At 47.5% G+C, this 16,447-nt stretch carries 14 protein-coding genes; all 14 read right to left on the bottom strand.

The genetic code is table 11. From position 1 onward, the window contains the following. Positions 1–102: 102 nt before the first annotated feature. On the bottom strand, positions 103–195 hold the full coding sequence (locus COY37_RS11765; RefSeq protein WP_353682479.1) for a winged helix-turn-helix domain-containing protein: 93 nt from the start codon (positions 193–195) through the stop codon (positions 103–105). Beyond that, positions 188–1,588 (bottom strand): hypothetical protein, encoded by a 1,401-nt coding sequence (locus tag COY37_RS03165; RefSeq protein ID WP_286679307.1) that lies wholly within the window; start codon positions 1,586–1,588, stop codon positions 188–190. Before COY37_RS03165 ends, COY37_RS11765 begins: the two co-directional genes overlap by 8 nt. A 216-nt stretch (positions 1,589–1,804) precedes the next feature. After that, positions 1,805–2,569 carry a hypothetical protein gene (locus tag COY37_RS03160; RefSeq protein ID WP_286679306.1) on the bottom strand — a complete coding sequence of 255 codons (765 nt, stop codon included), beginning with the start codon at positions 2,567–2,569 and terminating at the stop codon, positions 1,805–1,807. Then, positions 2,569–3,720 carry a hypothetical protein gene (locus COY37_RS03155; RefSeq protein WP_286679305.1) on the bottom strand — a complete coding sequence of 384 codons (1,152 nt, stop codon included), beginning with the start codon at positions 3,718–3,720 and terminating at the stop codon, positions 2,569–2,571. The genes COY37_RS03160 and COY37_RS03155 overlap by 1 nt, the downstream gene beginning before the upstream one ends. 59 nt (positions 3,721–3,779) lie before the next feature. Beyond that, positions 3,780–4,247, bottom strand: coding sequence for a hypothetical protein (locus tag COY37_RS03150; protein ID WP_286679304.1), 468 nt, complete (start codon positions 4,245–4,247; stop codon positions 3,780–3,782). Next, the gene (locus COY37_RS03145; protein ID WP_286679303.1) at positions 4,248–5,987 is read right to left on the bottom strand and encodes a serine/threonine protein kinase; all 1,740 of its coding nucleotides are present in this window, start codon (positions 5,985–5,987) and stop codon (positions 4,248–4,250) included. It abuts the gene before it with no gap. A gap of 658 nt (positions 5,988–6,645) precedes the next feature. Further along, the gene (locus tag COY37_RS03140) at positions 6,646–6,903 is read right to left on the bottom strand and encodes a CRISPR-associated protein Csx3 (protein ID WP_286679302.1); all 258 of its coding nucleotides are present in this window, start codon (positions 6,901–6,903) and stop codon (positions 6,646–6,648) included. A gap of 3 nt (positions 6,904–6,906) precedes the next feature. After that, complete coding sequence (locus COY37_RS03135) at positions 6,907–7,671, bottom strand: hypothetical protein (RefSeq protein WP_286679301.1); 765 nt, start codon at positions 7,669–7,671, stop codon at positions 6,907–6,909. Positions 7,672–7,706: 35 nt separating this feature from the next. Beyond that, a complete protein-coding gene (locus COY37_RS03130) occupies positions 7,707–10,313 on the bottom strand; it encodes a TIGR03986 family type III CRISPR-associated RAMP protein (RefSeq protein WP_286679300.1) in 2,607 nt (868 codons plus the stop codon). 1 nt (position 10,314) lies between these two features. Then, entirely contained in the window at positions 10,315–10,785 is a 471-nt protein-coding gene (locus COY37_RS03125) for a hypothetical protein (protein ID WP_286679299.1), read from the bottom strand. Then, positions 10,782–12,197 carry an RAMP superfamily CRISPR-associated protein gene (locus COY37_RS03120; protein ID WP_286679298.1) on the bottom strand — a complete coding sequence of 472 codons (1,416 nt, stop codon included), beginning with the start codon at positions 12,195–12,197 and terminating at the stop codon, positions 10,782–10,784. Before COY37_RS03120 ends, COY37_RS03125 begins: the two co-directional genes overlap by 4 nt. Then, a complete protein-coding gene (locus COY37_RS03115) occupies positions 12,194–13,762 on the bottom strand; it encodes a hypothetical protein (protein WP_286679297.1) in 1,569 nt (522 codons plus the stop codon). Before COY37_RS03115 ends, COY37_RS03120 begins: the two co-directional genes overlap by 4 nt. Further along, positions 13,763–14,368: an RAMP superfamily CRISPR-associated protein gene (locus COY37_RS03110; RefSeq protein ID WP_286679296.1), complete on the bottom strand. Its 606-nt coding sequence runs from the start codon at positions 14,366–14,368 to the stop codon at positions 13,763–13,765. Beyond that, positions 14,355–15,986, bottom strand: coding sequence for a Cas10/Cmr2 second palm domain-containing protein (locus COY37_RS03105; protein ID WP_286679295.1), 1,632 nt, complete (start codon positions 15,984–15,986; stop codon positions 14,355–14,357). Before COY37_RS03105 ends, COY37_RS03110 begins: the two co-directional genes overlap by 14 nt. Positions 15,987–16,447: the final 461 nt, after the last annotated feature.

Genomic DNA, 16,447 nt, shown 5'->3' with positions numbered 1-16,447 from the left:
GGCAACCATTCCTTTCATTACCTCGATTCTACAGGTTGCCATTCACTCTTAGCTACTGGTTCAAGCTGGCGGGCTCATATCCTTTACCAGCTACTAGATAGTTTATTTCTTAAAACGATACCCGACATTGCGAACCGTCTCGATGAGGGGTTCATGGCGGCCTAGTTTGGCGCGCAGGCGCCTGATGTTAATCAAAATCTAGGGCAACCTCTGCCCTATCCCTCAACAGTTCATCGACGTCTATAAGCGTCGTAAGTACTTCACAGCTCGCGCCAAAGATACGTTGCGCCGTTGCTTCTGATATTTCAGTAAAACCGTGCCCAAAATAGCTTGCATTTCGTGTTTGATAGACGTCCCTGATTTTCTCCAGGTAATACTTGCTGTCATGGTTTTGGAGGTTCAACGCCCCTAGTAAACCCAGTATCTTAATGGCGGGCTGCAGTGTAATGCTATGCTGTCGCTGTATCGGACCATCATATTGCTTACCGATTCGGTTAAAGACTTCGTTCCACATAGCGTTGTCTGTATGGTCCGGATTAATGTTTTTCAGTAACAGCCTGTATTTCGCAGCGAGGTCGATGGCGCGGTGTGCTTTGGCAACCGCTTCCACAGGCGATATTCGCACCTGTCTGCCTGCATTCTCGATGCAATCTGCTACCAGCTTTTCATAACCTCGCTTAAGCTCAAAATCGCTATTAAACCTATGTATCGCCTTTTTTATATTCCCCAGTTCTACTTCTCTTTTCCCTTTTTTCCAGGTTCCGGGCTTTAGTTTCCCCATCACCTCAATAACCAATTTGAACTCACCACAGAGCGGTTCGAGCTTCTCGATAAGGTTCGCGATTTTTCTGTAATCTGAGCCTTCCTCAAATATTTTGCCTTGCACCACAAGATGTTGCTTTGCCAACAGCTCGTAGCTCTCTTTATATTGAAAGCTGTCCCAAAGATAAAAGAATTTGCACGCATGTTTGAGGAAGCCCAGCCGACCCTTGCCTGAATCCTCGAACATCTCGGACAACATATAGGCACGCGTAAACTCACCATGCTTAAGGCTATCCAAAACCTCATACTCGCGTTCCCTTGTCAGCGTATCGGGGAAGTAACGGACGTTCATGGTAGCGCTAATACCTTTTCCGCTCGCATCCCGCATCTTACTCGCAACATATGAAAAGCGTATTGGAATACCGGTAGCAAGCCTCGCCACCGCATTGTAAATGCCTATCGGCATCGGCTTGCTTCCACCCGTGATATTAACAACGACTTCCTGCACTTTGGAATCGATAGAGTCAAATACCTTATTAACTTCCTCGCGAATTTCTTGAAGACACACGTCGACGTCTTCGGCGTCGCTGATTTCCGCAGACATAAATGCACTGCCCAATTGAAGTGCAATCTGCTCTAACCGGTTCGTTACCTGTAGGGGATTTGGGTTCTGGCCTGGGAGCGGACGACCATACAAGGCGACGACCGATATCAGGTCGCTTCGTTCATACTCATGGCTTATCGCTTTCTCTAACGGCTCCAGCGACGACCCGACAGTCAAGATCAGCATTACCCTTCTTTTACCTGAATTAATAAGATTACTCATACATGCCTCCATATCTTTGTTTTACTTATTCTTCTATGGAAGAGATGCAAGTGCGATTTAACGGTCTCCAAAGCGAAAACCTATTGCGATTGCAACTTTCAGAATCCGGTTAAGAGCCTGTATTATACTACATAATAGTATTAACTACCGGTGCCGTCTACGGGTCCTGGTAAAACCGCATACTTGGTTGCTCATTATTGTTCGTTATGTAATATCCTATCTCTCCCTGAAGTTAATCAAGCTGCTCCCGTAGTTTTGCGGCGCCATTGCAGCGCCAGTTCGCGAAAAGTAGCGCAGCCAGAATTTGCGAACGAGCATTACCTGTTTGGAACTGTCCTTTGTCGGACATACGATATATACTCTTACGCCTTTTAGATTAGGCAGGAGATCCCGCTGCTTCACGCTCTCGATTATATTTGAAAATGCCGCCTCTTCAAATGCGCCGGACCTGAAATTATAATCGCCCGACTGGTGATACATATCCGAGAAGACAATGAGGACGTTTTTCTCGTTCGGGTACGAGGCGAAGACGCGCTCGGCCAGCGGTAACGCACCAAGAATATCAGTGCTGGCGCTCTCGCCATTTACAAGCGTCCTAGCTTGCGATAGAACCTCTGCCCTCTGCCTCTTTAGCACTTCGGGAAGGTGTTTGTTTTTGATATACGCCTTCGCCTGGTTTTCGTTTGGATCAACACTTCCCCGGGCGAAGGTTGTATTTACTGGATACGACGCCTTCGCGAGTGGACTGTTATCGATTTTGTCGGCGACGATCGTATCCCCGGAGTTCATAGCTTCAAGTACCTTTTCGAAGTCTTTGAGATACCGGCCGCGCTCTTGTTGCGTGCTTCCCGATATATCGAAGAGCGCGAATACGGTTTTTTTCGGCGTCTCCTCGGTTGTCGCGCACCCGGCAACCGATCCTAGCAATATGAGAGCAAACACCACCAAAACAATCGTTTTGATCGCTTTTACGCATTTCATTAAAATCCCCCCGCATCTCTTAGTATCTTTTCAAGGTCGTCGGTGCCGTAATCTCGCTGCATCTCAAGCTTTGTGACCAGGGCGTACGCTTCGTTAAGTGCCCTGTTTAGGCTCTCCGATACAGTAAAATCAGGCTCGTCCTTGAAACTCTCGATCACCTTTTCGCCGTCTTTGCGCCAACGAATATTCGTGCGGCGGTAGATAGACACCAGGTGTTTGCCGTAAGCGCAATGCTCCTCGGCTTTTGCCCTGACGTCATCACATATTTTACGCAGCTCATCGCCAACCGTTTCAATTCGTCTTGTCGCCTTGCTCAGCTCGGTCTCGTCCGAGTCGCGCTCTCGCCGGGCGATAGTCAGCCCGGCCGAGGCCCGCTTAAACGCGTCACGGATATTTCTGTTCTTGCGGGATTCCTTAACATGAGACGCATATGATGCCCAGTACGAAACCCCGACAATCAAGAGGTTGGCCGCAAGAAACATGATACCGGGCAACACCCAGCTCACGTGAACACCAAGTACTTCCTGGGTGCCCATGCCCTCCATCATAAGACCTCGCAAGTATGATACGCCGGCAAGAAAGACGAACAGGATTACAAGCAACTGCCAGAACTTACCCCCGAGCCGACTGTTTTCACGAGCTTCGATCCCTGCCAGATGTGAAAATAACGGGATAGCAAAACATATGCCCGATGCCATTATCAAGGTGTCGGTTTTCGTTCCGCCGAATAGCGAGAATATAAACGAGTTAAGAGGTATCTCCGCCATCGAGAGCGCAATGGTGACCACCCAAGCCAGGGCCAGCGGTATTTGAGGTTTATCGAGTTCCAGTAGCGCATCTTCCGCTTTCGCATACCGGTCGCATGCCGCATCTAACGTACGGTTTGCGTATACAAGCTTTTCTTTAAGCCGGGGCTTCTCTTGGCGCAGAATCCCGATGTCGCTTCGTAAGCTCGACATCTTGTCGACCAGTTCTTGCCCGAGCCTCGCGTGAGATATCTCAACAAGGTACCGGACATCTCTTTGATGTTGAACGGGTTCACCGCTTGCCGATGTCGGGCTGCCCACCCTGGCATCGAGGATAGCCTGGCATCGGGCCTCAACCAGACTATATGATTTAAACCCTGTCTTGCTTTTTTCTTTATAGCGCATTGTTTTCATCCTCCTTAATAAAACGGAACCTTATCGGTAGTCCTTGCTAGCGGCTGCCTTTAGTAACCGCGGCTCTTTCTCATGAAAGCGTTCGTAAACCCTGCTATAAATCTAGTGATTGCTACCAATGATACAACCGCTGATATCTCAAGTAAGCTAAGTACCGCTAGGTCTTGAAACGGTATACCGATCTTGCCGCTTATCAGGCATGCGACGCCACATGTAGCAGCGGCAACGAGTACTGATTCTACAACTATCACGCCAAGAGATCGCGCTTCGAGCGCTATTATGGCGGCAACCACTATCGGGGCGGCCATAACATATACGCCCGGCGAACCGCTTGTCAGCAGCATCCGCCCCGTTTGAATCGCAATACCTATAACAGGCATGAATCTCATTCCCTCCGGCAGATGAAAGCGCATTGCTTGCGACACGTGCTCGGCAAGAACCATATAGACCGGTGGCACTACCAGGAAAGCAATAAGTGCTTTTAATAGGTGGTTTCTTGCGTTCTTTAAGACACCCATTTAGTAACGCCGCCTTCCGCTGTGTATTGATTCAGCGACCATCAGGGCAAAGCCTATGAGGCTTGCCGTTAGCACGGTCTCAAATATCGCCAGCAAGACAAGGTTTTGCAACGGCAGATTCACGCTTCCGCTCATAGCCGAGAGTGACACATACAAGAATGGTTGACCGAAACCAATCGCCACCACCTGGCGTTTCGCCGACTCATTCGCCATATACGCGAGCGCAACCAGTGCAGGCGCAACGAGCAAGACGTACCATCCCTGCCAGCCTTTCAATCCGAGAGCGACGGCCGTTTGCGCGATAGCGCTCGCCATCTCACCCAGCCGCATATTTATTGGAGCGCGGGCTACCATATCTGAGAGCCGCGATAATTCCTGCAATAGAGTTGCCGCCAGCGACGTTGAGCTTACAAAAGCAAGAATAGCGTTTACACCATGCAACACCACGATACCTGCGCCCATCGCAAGCAATGTCAGCACGCCGAGCACGCCCGCTACCAGTAGCGGTACAACGAATAGGCCCAATATTACTGCGAGCGCTTTACTTAACGAACCGGTGTATCGCTCTGTTACCGACGCTAAGGTTCTGGATAGTTGGGCTATTGCCAGCGGTACGAGTTTCACCGACTTTGCGAGCAGTTCGTTTAAACCCGCGGCTGCCTTCTTGCGCTCTTCCTCCGACACCCCATAGATAAACCTGGCAACCTTTTGCACGGGAACACTTACGTGGCCCACCGCAAGAGGGTTGCGCATTTCTTTTGCAGCTAACACGACTACCCCAGCCAGCAAGGTTAGTATGATATATATGAGCATGCCCTTATAAGCGAGAATACAGAGTGCGAGAACGCCAGCACCGGCTATCGTGCGCTTTAATATATTGCCTGGCGCCAACTCGACCTCGGTCTCAGGGAGCATGACCTTTGTCTCCGTTAATGCCAGGATTTGTGTCTCTTCTTCTGCAGGCAAATGAGTACGGAGCGTTTCGGCAAATGCAAGCGCCGAGCTGTAGCGATCATCAGGGTTTAGCGCCAGCGCTTTCGCTATGACGTTGTTAAGCTGAGATAATTCCGGGCTTTGAAGGCGATCCCCGAGTATCTCATTGAGCGTTTTTGCCGCACTGAATACGTCGGTACGCTCATCGACGACTTGTCCAGCCATCTGCTGCTCAGGGGACATAAACCCTCTGGTGCCTATAATCGCTCCGATTTGGGTCACCCGGTCTTCCTTGATAAGCGCTACGCCAAAGTCGATAAGCTTAACGATGTTGCCTTTTGTTATCATTATGTTCGTCGTCTTTATGTCGCGATGAATGATGCCTTTTCCGTGGGCGTACACCAGCACTTCAAGCACTTTTATTATGATATTGACGGCCTCGGCCACCGAGAGCGCCTTTTCCTGCATAAGCTGCGCCAGATTTTTGCCGCCGACGAACTCCATGACGATGAAATACCCTATTTTAGCGTCGCTTCCGAAATCATACGCTTTATAAACGCCCGTGTGGTTAAGCTGTCGGAGAACCCTATACTCGCGCTTAAACCTGAAAAGCGTATCGGCGTCAGCACTGTTGCCTATACATTTGATAGCGACACGGCGTTTGTTGATTACGTCATGCGCCTCATAGATCGTCGTCCTTTGTGTTTTACTGAGGACGCTTAACAGCCGGTACCTGCCATGAATAAGGCGTTCTTCACCTTTCGCTATGCTTGACAGCGACCTAAACCATCCCGAAAGCCGGCTCATGATAATCATCCTATCGCCACCACCCATTGTCTTGGCTTATCTGGCTGATTCTTGGGTTAATCTGGAAGCGTGACGGTTTGCCGGTTTTCCGGCGTCGAGATTTGTTACCTCTGCAAGATACCGGTTGTTTCATATTGATTTTTGAACTATTTGAGAGTGTTTGTATGAGGAGAGTCTTTACGCAGAACTGTAATGGAGCTACCCCTATTGCGAGCAGGTAGTCGTCGGTGTAAACGATCGCATTAGCGACCGCCTGCATACCTAACGTTATGGAGAAACAAAAAAGCCTCTTTCCTTTAACCATAGAAACCATCCTCCAAATGACCCACCAACAGCGCTCTGCCGTTGCTAAGCCTAAACTTCTAATTTCTAATTGGTATGGTTTGGTTTCTTTCTTCTAAAGGAAAAGAAGCATTCCTTAACAAACTGTACATAAGAGGGCTAAACTGCCCTATTAACAAAGCTAAACAAACTAGCTAATAAGCGTCATATTGCTTTGATCCATCACCTCCAAGTCGTTCCCTTTATGGTAAATCTACTTTTACCATAGTCTCAATTTGGCGTCAAGTACAAATCTGAAATTTCTATAAAGTTATTTTCCCGGTAGATAGAACTTGTAAACAAAAAACTGCCTATCCGGTGGAGCTATGTTTACATGCTAATCCGGCGAATGATTGAAGATCAACACTTCTCCGGTAACCGGGCTTTTGTAAACAAGCTTTCGCGCTTTGCCATGCAACGCGTGCGCTATCTTCAAGTAAAGCCAAATGGGGCCGTTGCCGGTTAAGACAACATTCGCGCCCTCGCCCGCAAGCTCCTTTGCTTTCAGAACATAGCCATCAAGCTCAGAAAGCTTAGCGGTTTCGCCAGCATAGAGAGTATTTACATTTATGGTAACCTCTTGATACACCGTCATAGATTATGCCCTCGTAAGATTAAAACGTATATCTACCGACTTAGGGTCTGATCCAGCTTCACGCACAGCCGTTCCATCTTCTTTGTATTCCTTAGGTTTCAGAACCTGCAGCTTTCTTGATGGTCGAGCGCACGCAAGAATCAATCCTGCCGTCATCGACTTCGTGCCCCCGGTATAATCGGCGATCATATCTGTCTCACCAAATTCATCCGGTAGGCTCGCGAATATATCTTCCACAGCATCATATACTTTAGCTGGATTATCAGCGTTACCAGCCGAAAGCTCAACGATCTTAAAGAGATCGTTTGGCATACCCTCTCTTATCAGTTTTGCAATCATATCCCTGGCATACCTATTGGATGTCTCGCCGGCGGTAAGCAACCAACACTTGTCAAGAATAGCGTCATGATGCTCGTTATGAATGCCTTTATAATGATAACGTATTGCCGTTTCGGCAGGCATTGGATCCCAGGCGCTCCCAAGAACTATAAGCCCTCTGTGTCGCTGTGGTGATACCTCAGTATCAGTAATAGACAACTCGCCGCGTTTGCCAAGAACGTAGTTTATAAACCTTGGTATTGGGTCCACAAAAGCCATAATCAAAATTAGAGCTATACTTCCTACCACCGTAATCACCCAGGGTTTAAGCCAGATTTGAAGAGTGTCTGCCAGGCTACCGGTAGATATCCCCACGATATAAATGACAACAAGAAAAATTATGGGTGACGCCTTATCAACGCTAAATAGCTTATGCAGCCCGTTGTGCATAAGAACCTCCTCCAGCTAGAGTGACTGTAATAACGCTAAACCCCAGCGATAGCTTTAAGCTTCTCATAACGCGCTTTCTTATTGCTATCCCACTTCTTATTCGGTGATATATATGAAAGCATTAATTTGGCTACCGTAGCTTTGACCGCGGGCATTATATCCGAAGCATCAAACTCATCAACAACCCCAATGTTAAGCACCGATGAAACCGCTGAAAGATCAATACGTTCGAGTTCAACGATATCCTGCTCCTTGAGCGATTGGAAGAACTCAAAAAACTTGTCCTTGCTGTTTTGTCGTTTAATAGCATTGAATTTATCCAAAACACTCTTCGGCATATCAGACTGCACACCCACCGTTGCCGCCTCATTGTCGCCGCTCAAGTCTGCAGCAAACCGCCCGTTTCCGCTCTCCAAGAAGCCTATGCAATCATCAGGTTTTAGGCTCTTAAATCTCTCATCATCTTGCATTCCGTCAAACCAGGCGTGTGGCTCAAGCCTGCACTTGCTGTCCTTGGCTTTAAGGAACTCGTTTGAACTCGTGCCCTTGCCGATGCTCATGAACTGGAGCTTTCTCTTCTGGTTGTCGCCACCCGGTTGGTCGGTCTTGCCAAGAGACGGCTGGCACTCAGGATCGGCCATTGCCATGAGCTGGACCAGTTGAGGAGTATCGATCCAGTCCGGCGCATCGCCATTTGTGAGCTTTACTTTTTGGTTCATGTAATCCTCAAATGCTAGCATGCCGGCTTGCGCAAGGGAACCGAGGTCGCTTTCGGGCACCCTCGGTATCTCGTTTTCCCTAATCGCTTTAACATCGAATAGCTGCGTAGAGGTTATGGTTATCTTTGCCTGACCGTAGCCAAAAGGCTTTCCCATACCAATACTATGACGCAGGTTTTCCCTTCCACCCCAGGTCAGCGCCCAGATTAACGTACCCAGCTCAAAGGGTCGTAAATTATGTACATTGACCGAGAAGGTAAATCTGGCGTCACGTTCGATTGGGATAAACCTGGTAGCAACCCGATCTTTTTCAGGCCGCGGTTTGATCGTGACGTCATGCTTACGTGCCGGGTAACGCTTCCACCCTCTAATTCTGCAGTCGCTATCCATGAAAGTCTTGTAGGTGCGAACAGGCGAAGTCTGGTCTATGTAATTTGGATAGTAGGTAGGTTTAGGCCCACCCAGAACTGTGTATTCAAGACCCGCTTCTTTTACTGTTGAGGGGTCCGCGATAGCAGCAGAGATGTAAACCCGGCCTTTTAGCCCATCGTTTTCTCCGATAAAGCCAAATATGGCATCTGAAAGGTCGGGGTATGGCATGACATGGCATTCACTGGTGTGGCCTATTGCATCGAGAACCGTATGCTCGTAGGGCAAACGATACATATACGCAAGCCCGATTGATTTGGGCCGAGCGCTATCTCCAACATAAAATACGGGAACTTTTTCGCCTTTCTTGAGTTGCTTCTGCCAATACTCCCATTCGTCATTCGGCTTGTTTGTCTCTCCATTTTTAGAGTGTATAAACTCAAATTCTTCCTTAATCTTTTCAAGATTCTCTATTTGTGCCCGTTTGCCCTCATTGTAGAAAATAAACTCGAGGTGTTTTACATACTTCTTTCTCTCATTGTACGATCGTTCGAAAAGCGTTTCTACGGCTTCCCTAAAACGACCATTGGTTGAAAGCTCTAGTAGAACTCTTTTATCGGACGAGAGCATTACTCCCTTACAAACAAGCTCGTTTTTGCCGCTCTTTTTGTTCGGCCGGTGATATATTTTCTTCTCAAGATTATCCGGAATTCTTACATTGCCCGGCAAACTATCCAGAGATACGGAAAACTCATGATCGGCTGGCTGGCCGGTAAAAACAATCGTTCCTTGCTCAGAGCCCGATCCAATGTCGACCGCCCTTTTAGTTCCCACCCCATCCGTACGTTGGTTTTGCGTACCGCTATTTGTTGAATAATTAAAAGTGACAATCCGCGAGCCTTCCCATTGCGCATACTTACTTTTAGCGTTTTGCTTTGCCTTGATGTTTGGCACCCTTCGATCTTGTTCTTTCTGGTAGGCAATTAGATCGTTTTGCTCGACTCTGATGAAGTCGCATGGAGTAAGAAACCATTCTCTGCTTACCTTGTCCTGAGTGAGCCACGCTGCCTTTGGCGATGCTTTGATTATTCTGTCAACATAAAGACCCTTATTGTCTTTCGTGAGGTCTCTAACCGAGTAACGCCTGTCATCCACTTTTCCCTTCATGCGCCCGAACGAAATAATCTCGATGACGTTGCGAATCGGTCCCTTGATACTTGTTCCGGGAATAACGTAATCACGGTCAATCTTAAAGAAGGATTGGGCATCTTTATTGTTTAGGATCTGCTCATGGCTCCAATTGCCGCCGTTTCTAATATAAACCCGTGACGTGGTGACCAGCTCGCATTCGATGGTGCCGCATATGGCGTCGCTAAACGGAACATCGTGCGATATTGATGCCGACCGTTCAGCAAACACTACCATTTTTGAAAGTGGAACAAAGTTATAGGGGGCGCGTATTGGCCCACAGCGCTCTTCATCTCTTCTATTGTGTTGCTGTGGACCGCGCTGTTTTTGACCATCGCGCACGTTATAGTTTTGTTGTTGCGCCATACTAGCCCTCGCCCCTTTCAAAACCGATAAATCTACTCACAACAGGTCTAAAAACTTCGAATCCGTCGTTTTCCGCTTTCTTCCAGTACGTTTCATATTTAAGCTTACCAAGCTCCTGCTTTGTGGAGATAAAAGCCTCATCAATCATAATCTGATCATCACCTGCTTTTCGCTCTAAATCCACGACGATCCAACCGTTGTCTGCTTGTCGAATATGGAAGCTTTTGTCTCCGGATGCAAGCTCACCCGACAAGATGATCCGCTGCTGTAAGCTCGAGTGGTCAAATTTCTCGTCAACAACGAGCACTTCATCCGTCAGGCAAAGCCACCCTATGGCCGGTACAAAATCCGCAACCGTTTTCAGCAGCTCTTCATGGCTTGAGATATGCCTCGGCGCAATGCTGATAGAAAAGCTTTTTAGCTCTTCTTCAAGCCCAGAATCTCTAAGCGTTTTATTAAGAGCCTCTATCATACCGCATCTCCTATCCATGTCTTGCCTTCGTTGCTCCACGCAACCCCGTTCAGGGCTTCAAAAAAACCGTTTCCTCGACCAGCCCCCGAGCCTATAGATAGCCTCCCGGAAGCCATGTCATTAAGAGCTAACGCGAAAGCCTTTCTTGCATTGGGCGAAATCTTATCTGGCTCCGTGATAGTAAGCTTAAGCTCAAAGCCATTACCTTTGAAAAACGGCCGCTCAGAAAATAAAGCGCCGGACATGGTCTTAGCACCACCGGTAAATCTGTCAATAGCTACGTGGTTTACTATTTTCTGTTCCGGTTTACCGATGAATATATCGTCGATAAAGACACGCCCGCGCTGGCCATCTTCTTCAATCGCATCGTTCTTGCAGTAACCAAAAAGTTCCCTAATGGCGTCATTATTGCTCGCAGTATATCGATCAATATCCTGCCTTGATAAATCGTCCAAAAACACTTCGCTGAGCGCGTTGTAATAATACGCTGTCCTATGTGCCAAAGACCCTTTAATAGCCGTACCTGGAACAAGAACTTCTTCTTCCCCGATTTTTCCCTTACCGTTCGTCCACTTAATTCTAGACTCCAAAACAGGTGCGATGTCCGCCTGGCTGTCCGATCCGCCGCCAATTAGCCAAAAACCTTTCGGTTTAAGCTCGATGCTGGCGGTAATACTCTCCGTAGCAACTAATTCAGATATCGCGTCTAAGCGTTCCTTAAGCACATTTGAGTTCTCTGAGAGCTTGATGGGATGCCTTGAAAAATCGGTGAATCCTAAAAGCTCGGCAAGGTCAAAAATCCCTTCCTTCAGCGAAATTACCTCGAATGACCCTAACCCACGCCTTGTTTTACCACCTATTCGGATCGTTCCTGATGTAAGCAGGCTAAGCAGCGTATGCCAATCGCCCAGGTCTTTCTCACTGCCCTCGAGCATCATCTCGAAGGTAAACCGATGACCAGCCGACACATAGCGTTCGTCAAATTTACCTCCGCCTTTCGCTATGCCCCTATCTGTAATACAAACATGATCGCGTGCCAGAGAGTTAATCGCTTGTTTCAGAACCTGATCATTGAGGCGATTCAAGTTTACAATGCCTTCGACGAGCCGATTGGCGCTGTCGTGAATGCAGCCCCAGGAAACGGTCAACCTTGAGCCTCTTTCCTTTTCTTTATCTTCACCTGTACCCTGAAATCCAAAGAGTTCATTAACTTTATCGGGGGTGATTTTCTCAACCTCGTGCCGCAATATGCCGGCGATAGAAGAACCGGGAATCGTAGGGAGACCGTTTGCATCAGCAACAAACATGACGTCCGAAAAGAAGTCCGATTCACCGGCGCTTATCAAAAACGGCGTTTTAAACTCGATAACCGTTCTTGCTATGTAGCGTAACGTGTTGGCCTCTATGATCATGCTTCCTCCTGACTTAGCTTCTGAGGCATTTGATTGCCAAGCAAGTAAATAACCCTCTGCAGTAGTCTATATTCATGACCGGGATGATCTTTGTCTTTGGCGGTCTTTAGAACCACGTTTTCAAGGAACAAAGCAAAGCTTATGTAGCCATTATCGTAGTAGAACTCGGTTTTCCAGGCATCCTTTGATATGCCAGAGGTGCATAGCCCTTTGTCTTCGTTAAACAGAGCGGTCTCTATATCGCCTATAGACGTCGACCTGATCGCTACATCTCTTAACTGGCCCCACTGCGATTTGCCCGGAGCAATTCTCTTTTGCCTTCTTACTCCCGGCACTAGTACCTTAAGCCACTGCTCAACCATTTCAAGCGATTCTCTCTCTATTTCTTTCAGTATCATCCTTGAGTCCAGCCACCCCAGTAACATTTCCTGATCTGATTGTACCTCTGCCACTTGCTCCGCCTTCACTTCGATAATCTGAGAGAGCGCAGTTTTAGGTGCCGGTTCGAAGTGCTCGGTCGACAGAAACGATGGATTAACAAGTACCTTACCAAGTCCGTCATGCTTGTACATGCCGATACCGGAATCCAAGGCGTCTTGTAGCTCCTCAAGTGGTTCTTGAGTCAACTCACTTGATGTACGGAATGCGATGACGCTGCCCATACAAACCACCTGGCGCTCAAAATCATGCGCCTTTCTCTTGCTGTTGAACGGGGTGTACGAGCGCGTTCGAATAAACGTCTCTTCTCTACTCAGCTGAGCATCTTCTTTCAAGCCAAAATGAGTTGGTAGCGGAGTTAGCGTCGGGGCGCCCGTTAGTGGATCGCGAAGCGCAATATCAGATAAGCAATAGATAAAAACGCCATCCTCCATACCAGGTCTAAGTCGATACGGTGGTTTCTCTGCCGCTGTTATATCCACACTACCGTATTCAGCGGACTTCGACCTTCCGATTCTTATGTGGCCCTTTGTAAGCGCTTCGCTAATATCATCTAAGACCCGAGGAGAAACTTCATCGTCGAAATCTATAGAGAAATACCAGTTACTGCCGGCATCAAGGCTCTCGTACCCGAACAGCTGCGATTCTTTTGCCCTTCCACCCTTCGTCCGGTCTATAGCGGTTTTCAGCCGATAGCTTGAGGTAGGCATCCTGATGGTACCCGTGTCCGAGAAAAACCCTTCCCTCATCTGCTTGGGCTGCACATTATCCTTCTTCCACTTGCTTTCGTTCTCAGAAGATAGATGCACGAGGTTGAAAACATTATCGGTAAGCAAAATCGTGCCCTCATGGCTTGCGCTGCCTTTTGGATAGTGCCATGAGAGCGGAATGGGAAGTGTTGGATAGCCCTCATCGTCGATTGGGTAAGCGTTTCCGAACCGAACAGCGCCGCTATGAAATACATCGAACGCTTTTGTGCCTAGCTTTGTGTAAAGTCTCACTGCGCATGCGCCAAGAAAGCAAGCACCTGGAAGATAGCTGAGGCTAGAGTGACCGCCGGTAGTTGCCGATCGTTCGCTAATAACTACATCCATATCGAGCACTACGTTAAAATGCAGGCTTTTCATCTACGACACCTCCTCGACATTAACGAGAACCCGACCGAGGCCGCGGTGCCGATGCGAGCCTATGTGCCTGATAAGAGGTGCGGCGGCTTTTAAAACGCTAATCCAATCGGAACCCTCACTTCTCGACTCGGCGTATGCTGTCAATTTGAGCGGTACGGTGACCTCTATCCTCCTGAGAGACTTATCATCGGCAAGACCGCGATTGTCGATTTTTGTTGAGGCAACTTGTTGATATAAAAGCTCACGTTTTTCTTCGTTGTCTGGCTCACCCGCCCACCGCTCCATATAATATCCGAGAGTAGCGCTCGTAAACATGAGTTCGCCAAACGTTGTGTCAAAGCGACTGTTATCTGGGCTACCCTTTCCGAAAAGTTTATCCGTTGTTCCTTCTGCGGCCAGCTTTTCGCCCGATTCTTCACCGGAAATACCAAGTTCCTCCATACTGAAAACGCTTTCTCTGACAATTCCCTTAACGGTTCTACCGGGTATAAAAGGCAGACCCGCTTTAGTCTTTATTACAATAGCATCCAAATTAGCGCCTTCCCCGGCACCGCTACCCATGTGCCAGTATCCTAGAAACTCAAATGTTAGCTTAGCTTTTGCCATTATTGCCTCCGCTTACTAATACAGTATCATCACTTAGTTCTCTTATCCTATAAGCATCCAGAAGAGGTGAGTTGCCGTTCTCATTCCATAAAGGATTTGTGGTATTGCCCGTTATTTTAATAAGCTGGGCCTTAAATTTATCGGCTATCTCCTTTTTGCCTGTGCTTCCAGCGACTTGTAGGATACGATCAAAATCCGTTTGAGCTTTAAGTGCGCTAGTATAAACAGTCGTTATTAACGTTCGTATTGAGCCCGACGGTAACTTTGACAAAGTGCCCGCTAGTGTCACAAGGTCGTCATAGCTAACCAAATTGACGTCGTGGGAGCCAACCGTATACGGCCCGTGCCATAATTTGATCTGCAGCGCCTCGGAGCTATCTTTTGAAGTCAGCTCGGTTTCTCTGATTAAGCTATAACTGCCAGCGACACTCGTTGCCACCTTATAGAAGGCGAAGCTTGACGGAACGAATCCGTCTTTATCCTTATTATCTTTTTCTTTTGCCCGGCTTTTTGCAAAAGCGCATAGCGATTCAGCCAGCTCATATGCCCTTGAGAACGGATATGCTTTTTTAATAAACGCTATACCGGCACAGGAGGTTAGCTTTTCCGGCAAGCCCGCGATATTGAAACCGCCAAGCTCCTTCTCAAGCGCTTCCTTTGACGAGGCTTCAAATGCCTCCATGAACACTCTCGTAAACTTAAAGGCAAGATCCGCTCTAATAATTAGCGTGAGGTCATCTCCTCCGAGGACAATAGGTCGGGCCGCCATAAAGATAGGCTTTTTCGATACTTCTGCCCGATCTTCATAATCTGGTTTTATTATGCGCTTATATGCCTCTTGTGCAGCGCTCTCGGTAGCTTGACTTATCGCTTCTGAGAACCTCTTAAAGACATCTATCGCCTTATCAGGGCTTGATCGAACATGTTCTTGGAGCTGCCTGATTGTTTTCCCTAAATCGTTTCCGTCAGCGTGGATTACAGCGATGTACTTTTTCTCCGAACCGGCGATATCGTCGAGTTCGTCCGGCCATCTATACTGCAGTTGCTTTTCTGTATCTTCTGCGCCAGACATTTTTGCCACTAAAGTTGTCATTGCCGATTTGTTTTTGCGCTTCCCAACGTAATCGCGCTTTCTTGTAGTTTGGCGGTCTTGAAGCTCATCTTCACCCTTTGCATACCGGACAGCCGCAAAACCAAGCCGCTGGTTTCTCTCAATGAGTGGGCCTATCTCCGGTAAGCCTACCTGAATCAAGCTGCGCTCGGCCCTTAGCTTTTTTTCACTCTCTTCTATAGCATTATTGATATCGCCGTTGATCTCAACAAGAGATTGCACTACTTGAAGCCCCGGTACAAATCTATCAACGAGCAGCGGCCATACGGTATATAGCCTTTTAGCATCGTTTCCATTATTAAACTGGATCCTTGCCCAACCTGCTGTTTGTGTAATTATCCTGTATTCAGAATTATCAATACCCAGCTCATTAAGAGATCGAGTTAGGAACTCACCGCACATCTGATTTACGAGTTCACTTCCTCCAACCATATCCTTTAATTTGTTGCCTTGAAGGATGTACTTTTGAATCTCTTTTGCAGCGAATGCATAAAGCCATTCTCCCATGTCTCCTCCATCCTTAACTTTGAGTTCATGAACAAAAACCTTGCCCGCCGAGCTTACAAATGGCAAGATGTTTGGATTACTTATACAGAATCTGTTGTCGAATAATGCATGCTTTAAATTGTTTCTCGGAACTTTCACTAAACATACAATTGGGCGGTGCTTAAATTCCCTCTAGATACCTGCTTGCGATTATTGTACTTGGTGAGTAAAACACCTTAAGCAGAATAAATAGAAGTACAAGTTACTATCTACTAAATTAAGATAGCAGTTTAACCACAGATCTGAGCGAGCGCTCAGGCTTAAGTTTATAGGTTATGAAGTGCACAAATAGTTTATCAACTGGTCATCAAGATAACTGCTATCACTTGCATAGCTATTAAGTACTATTTAAGACACTTTGCATCGGGAATGTCAACATGTTTTTGGCAAAAGTTACGAAGGTGTCCTAAACTTAGTTGAAA

The organism is Candidatus Aquicultor secundus, assembly GCF_002791875.1.
GTDB classification, from domain to species: domain Bacteria; phylum Actinomycetota; class Aquicultoria; order Aquicultorales; family Aquicultoraceae; genus Aquicultor_A; species Aquicultor_A secundus.
Note: the sequence above shows the minus strand (reverse complement) of the source record. Positions and strands in the feature narration are given on the sequence as shown.

Coding starts and splice junctions, on each gene's coding strand:
- COY37_RS03120 (WP_286679298.1), bottom strand. CDS start 12,197: ATGATCATAGAGGCCAACACGTTACGCTACATAGCAAGAACGGTTATC.
- COY37_RS03155 (WP_286679305.1), bottom strand. CDS start 3,720: ATGCGCTATAAAGAAAAAAGCAAGACAGGGTTTAAATCATATAGTCTG.
- COY37_RS03135 (WP_286679301.1), bottom strand. CDS start 7,671: ATGCACAACGGGCTGCATAAGCTATTTAGCGTTGATAAGGCGTCACCC.
- COY37_RS03145 (WP_286679303.1), bottom strand. CDS start 5,987: ATGAGCCGGCTTTCGGGATGGTTTAGGTCGCTGTCAAGCATAGCGAAA.
- COY37_RS03140 (WP_286679302.1), bottom strand. CDS start 6,903: ATGACGGTGTATCAAGAGGTTACCATAAATGTAAATACTCTCTATGCT.
- COY37_RS03125 (WP_286679299.1), bottom strand. CDS start 10,785: ATGATAGAGGCTCTTAATAAAACGCTTAGAGATTCTGGGCTTGAAGAA.
- COY37_RS03165 (WP_286679307.1), bottom strand. CDS start 1,588: ATGAGTAATCTTATTAATTCAGGTAAAAGAAGGGTAATGCTGATCTTG.
- COY37_RS03105 (WP_286679295.1), bottom strand. CDS start 15,986: ATGGGAGAATGGCTTTATGCATTCGCTGCAAAAGAGATTCAAAAGTAC.
- COY37_RS03150 (WP_286679304.1), bottom strand. CDS start 4,247: ATGGGTGTCTTAAAGAACGCAAGAAACCACCTATTAAAAGCACTTATT.
- COY37_RS03110 (WP_286679296.1), bottom strand. CDS start 14,368: ATGGCAAAAGCTAAGCTAACATTTGAGTTTCTAGGATACTGGCACATG.
- COY37_RS03160 (WP_286679306.1), bottom strand. CDS start 2,569: ATGAAATGCGTAAAAGCGATCAAAACGATTGTTTTGGTGGTGTTTGCT.
- COY37_RS03130 (WP_286679300.1), bottom strand. CDS start 10,313: ATGGCGCAACAACAAAACTATAACGTGCGCGATGGTCAAAAACAGCGC.
- COY37_RS03115 (WP_286679297.1), bottom strand. CDS start 13,762: ATGAAAAGCCTGCATTTTAACGTAGTGCTCGATATGGATGTAGTTATT.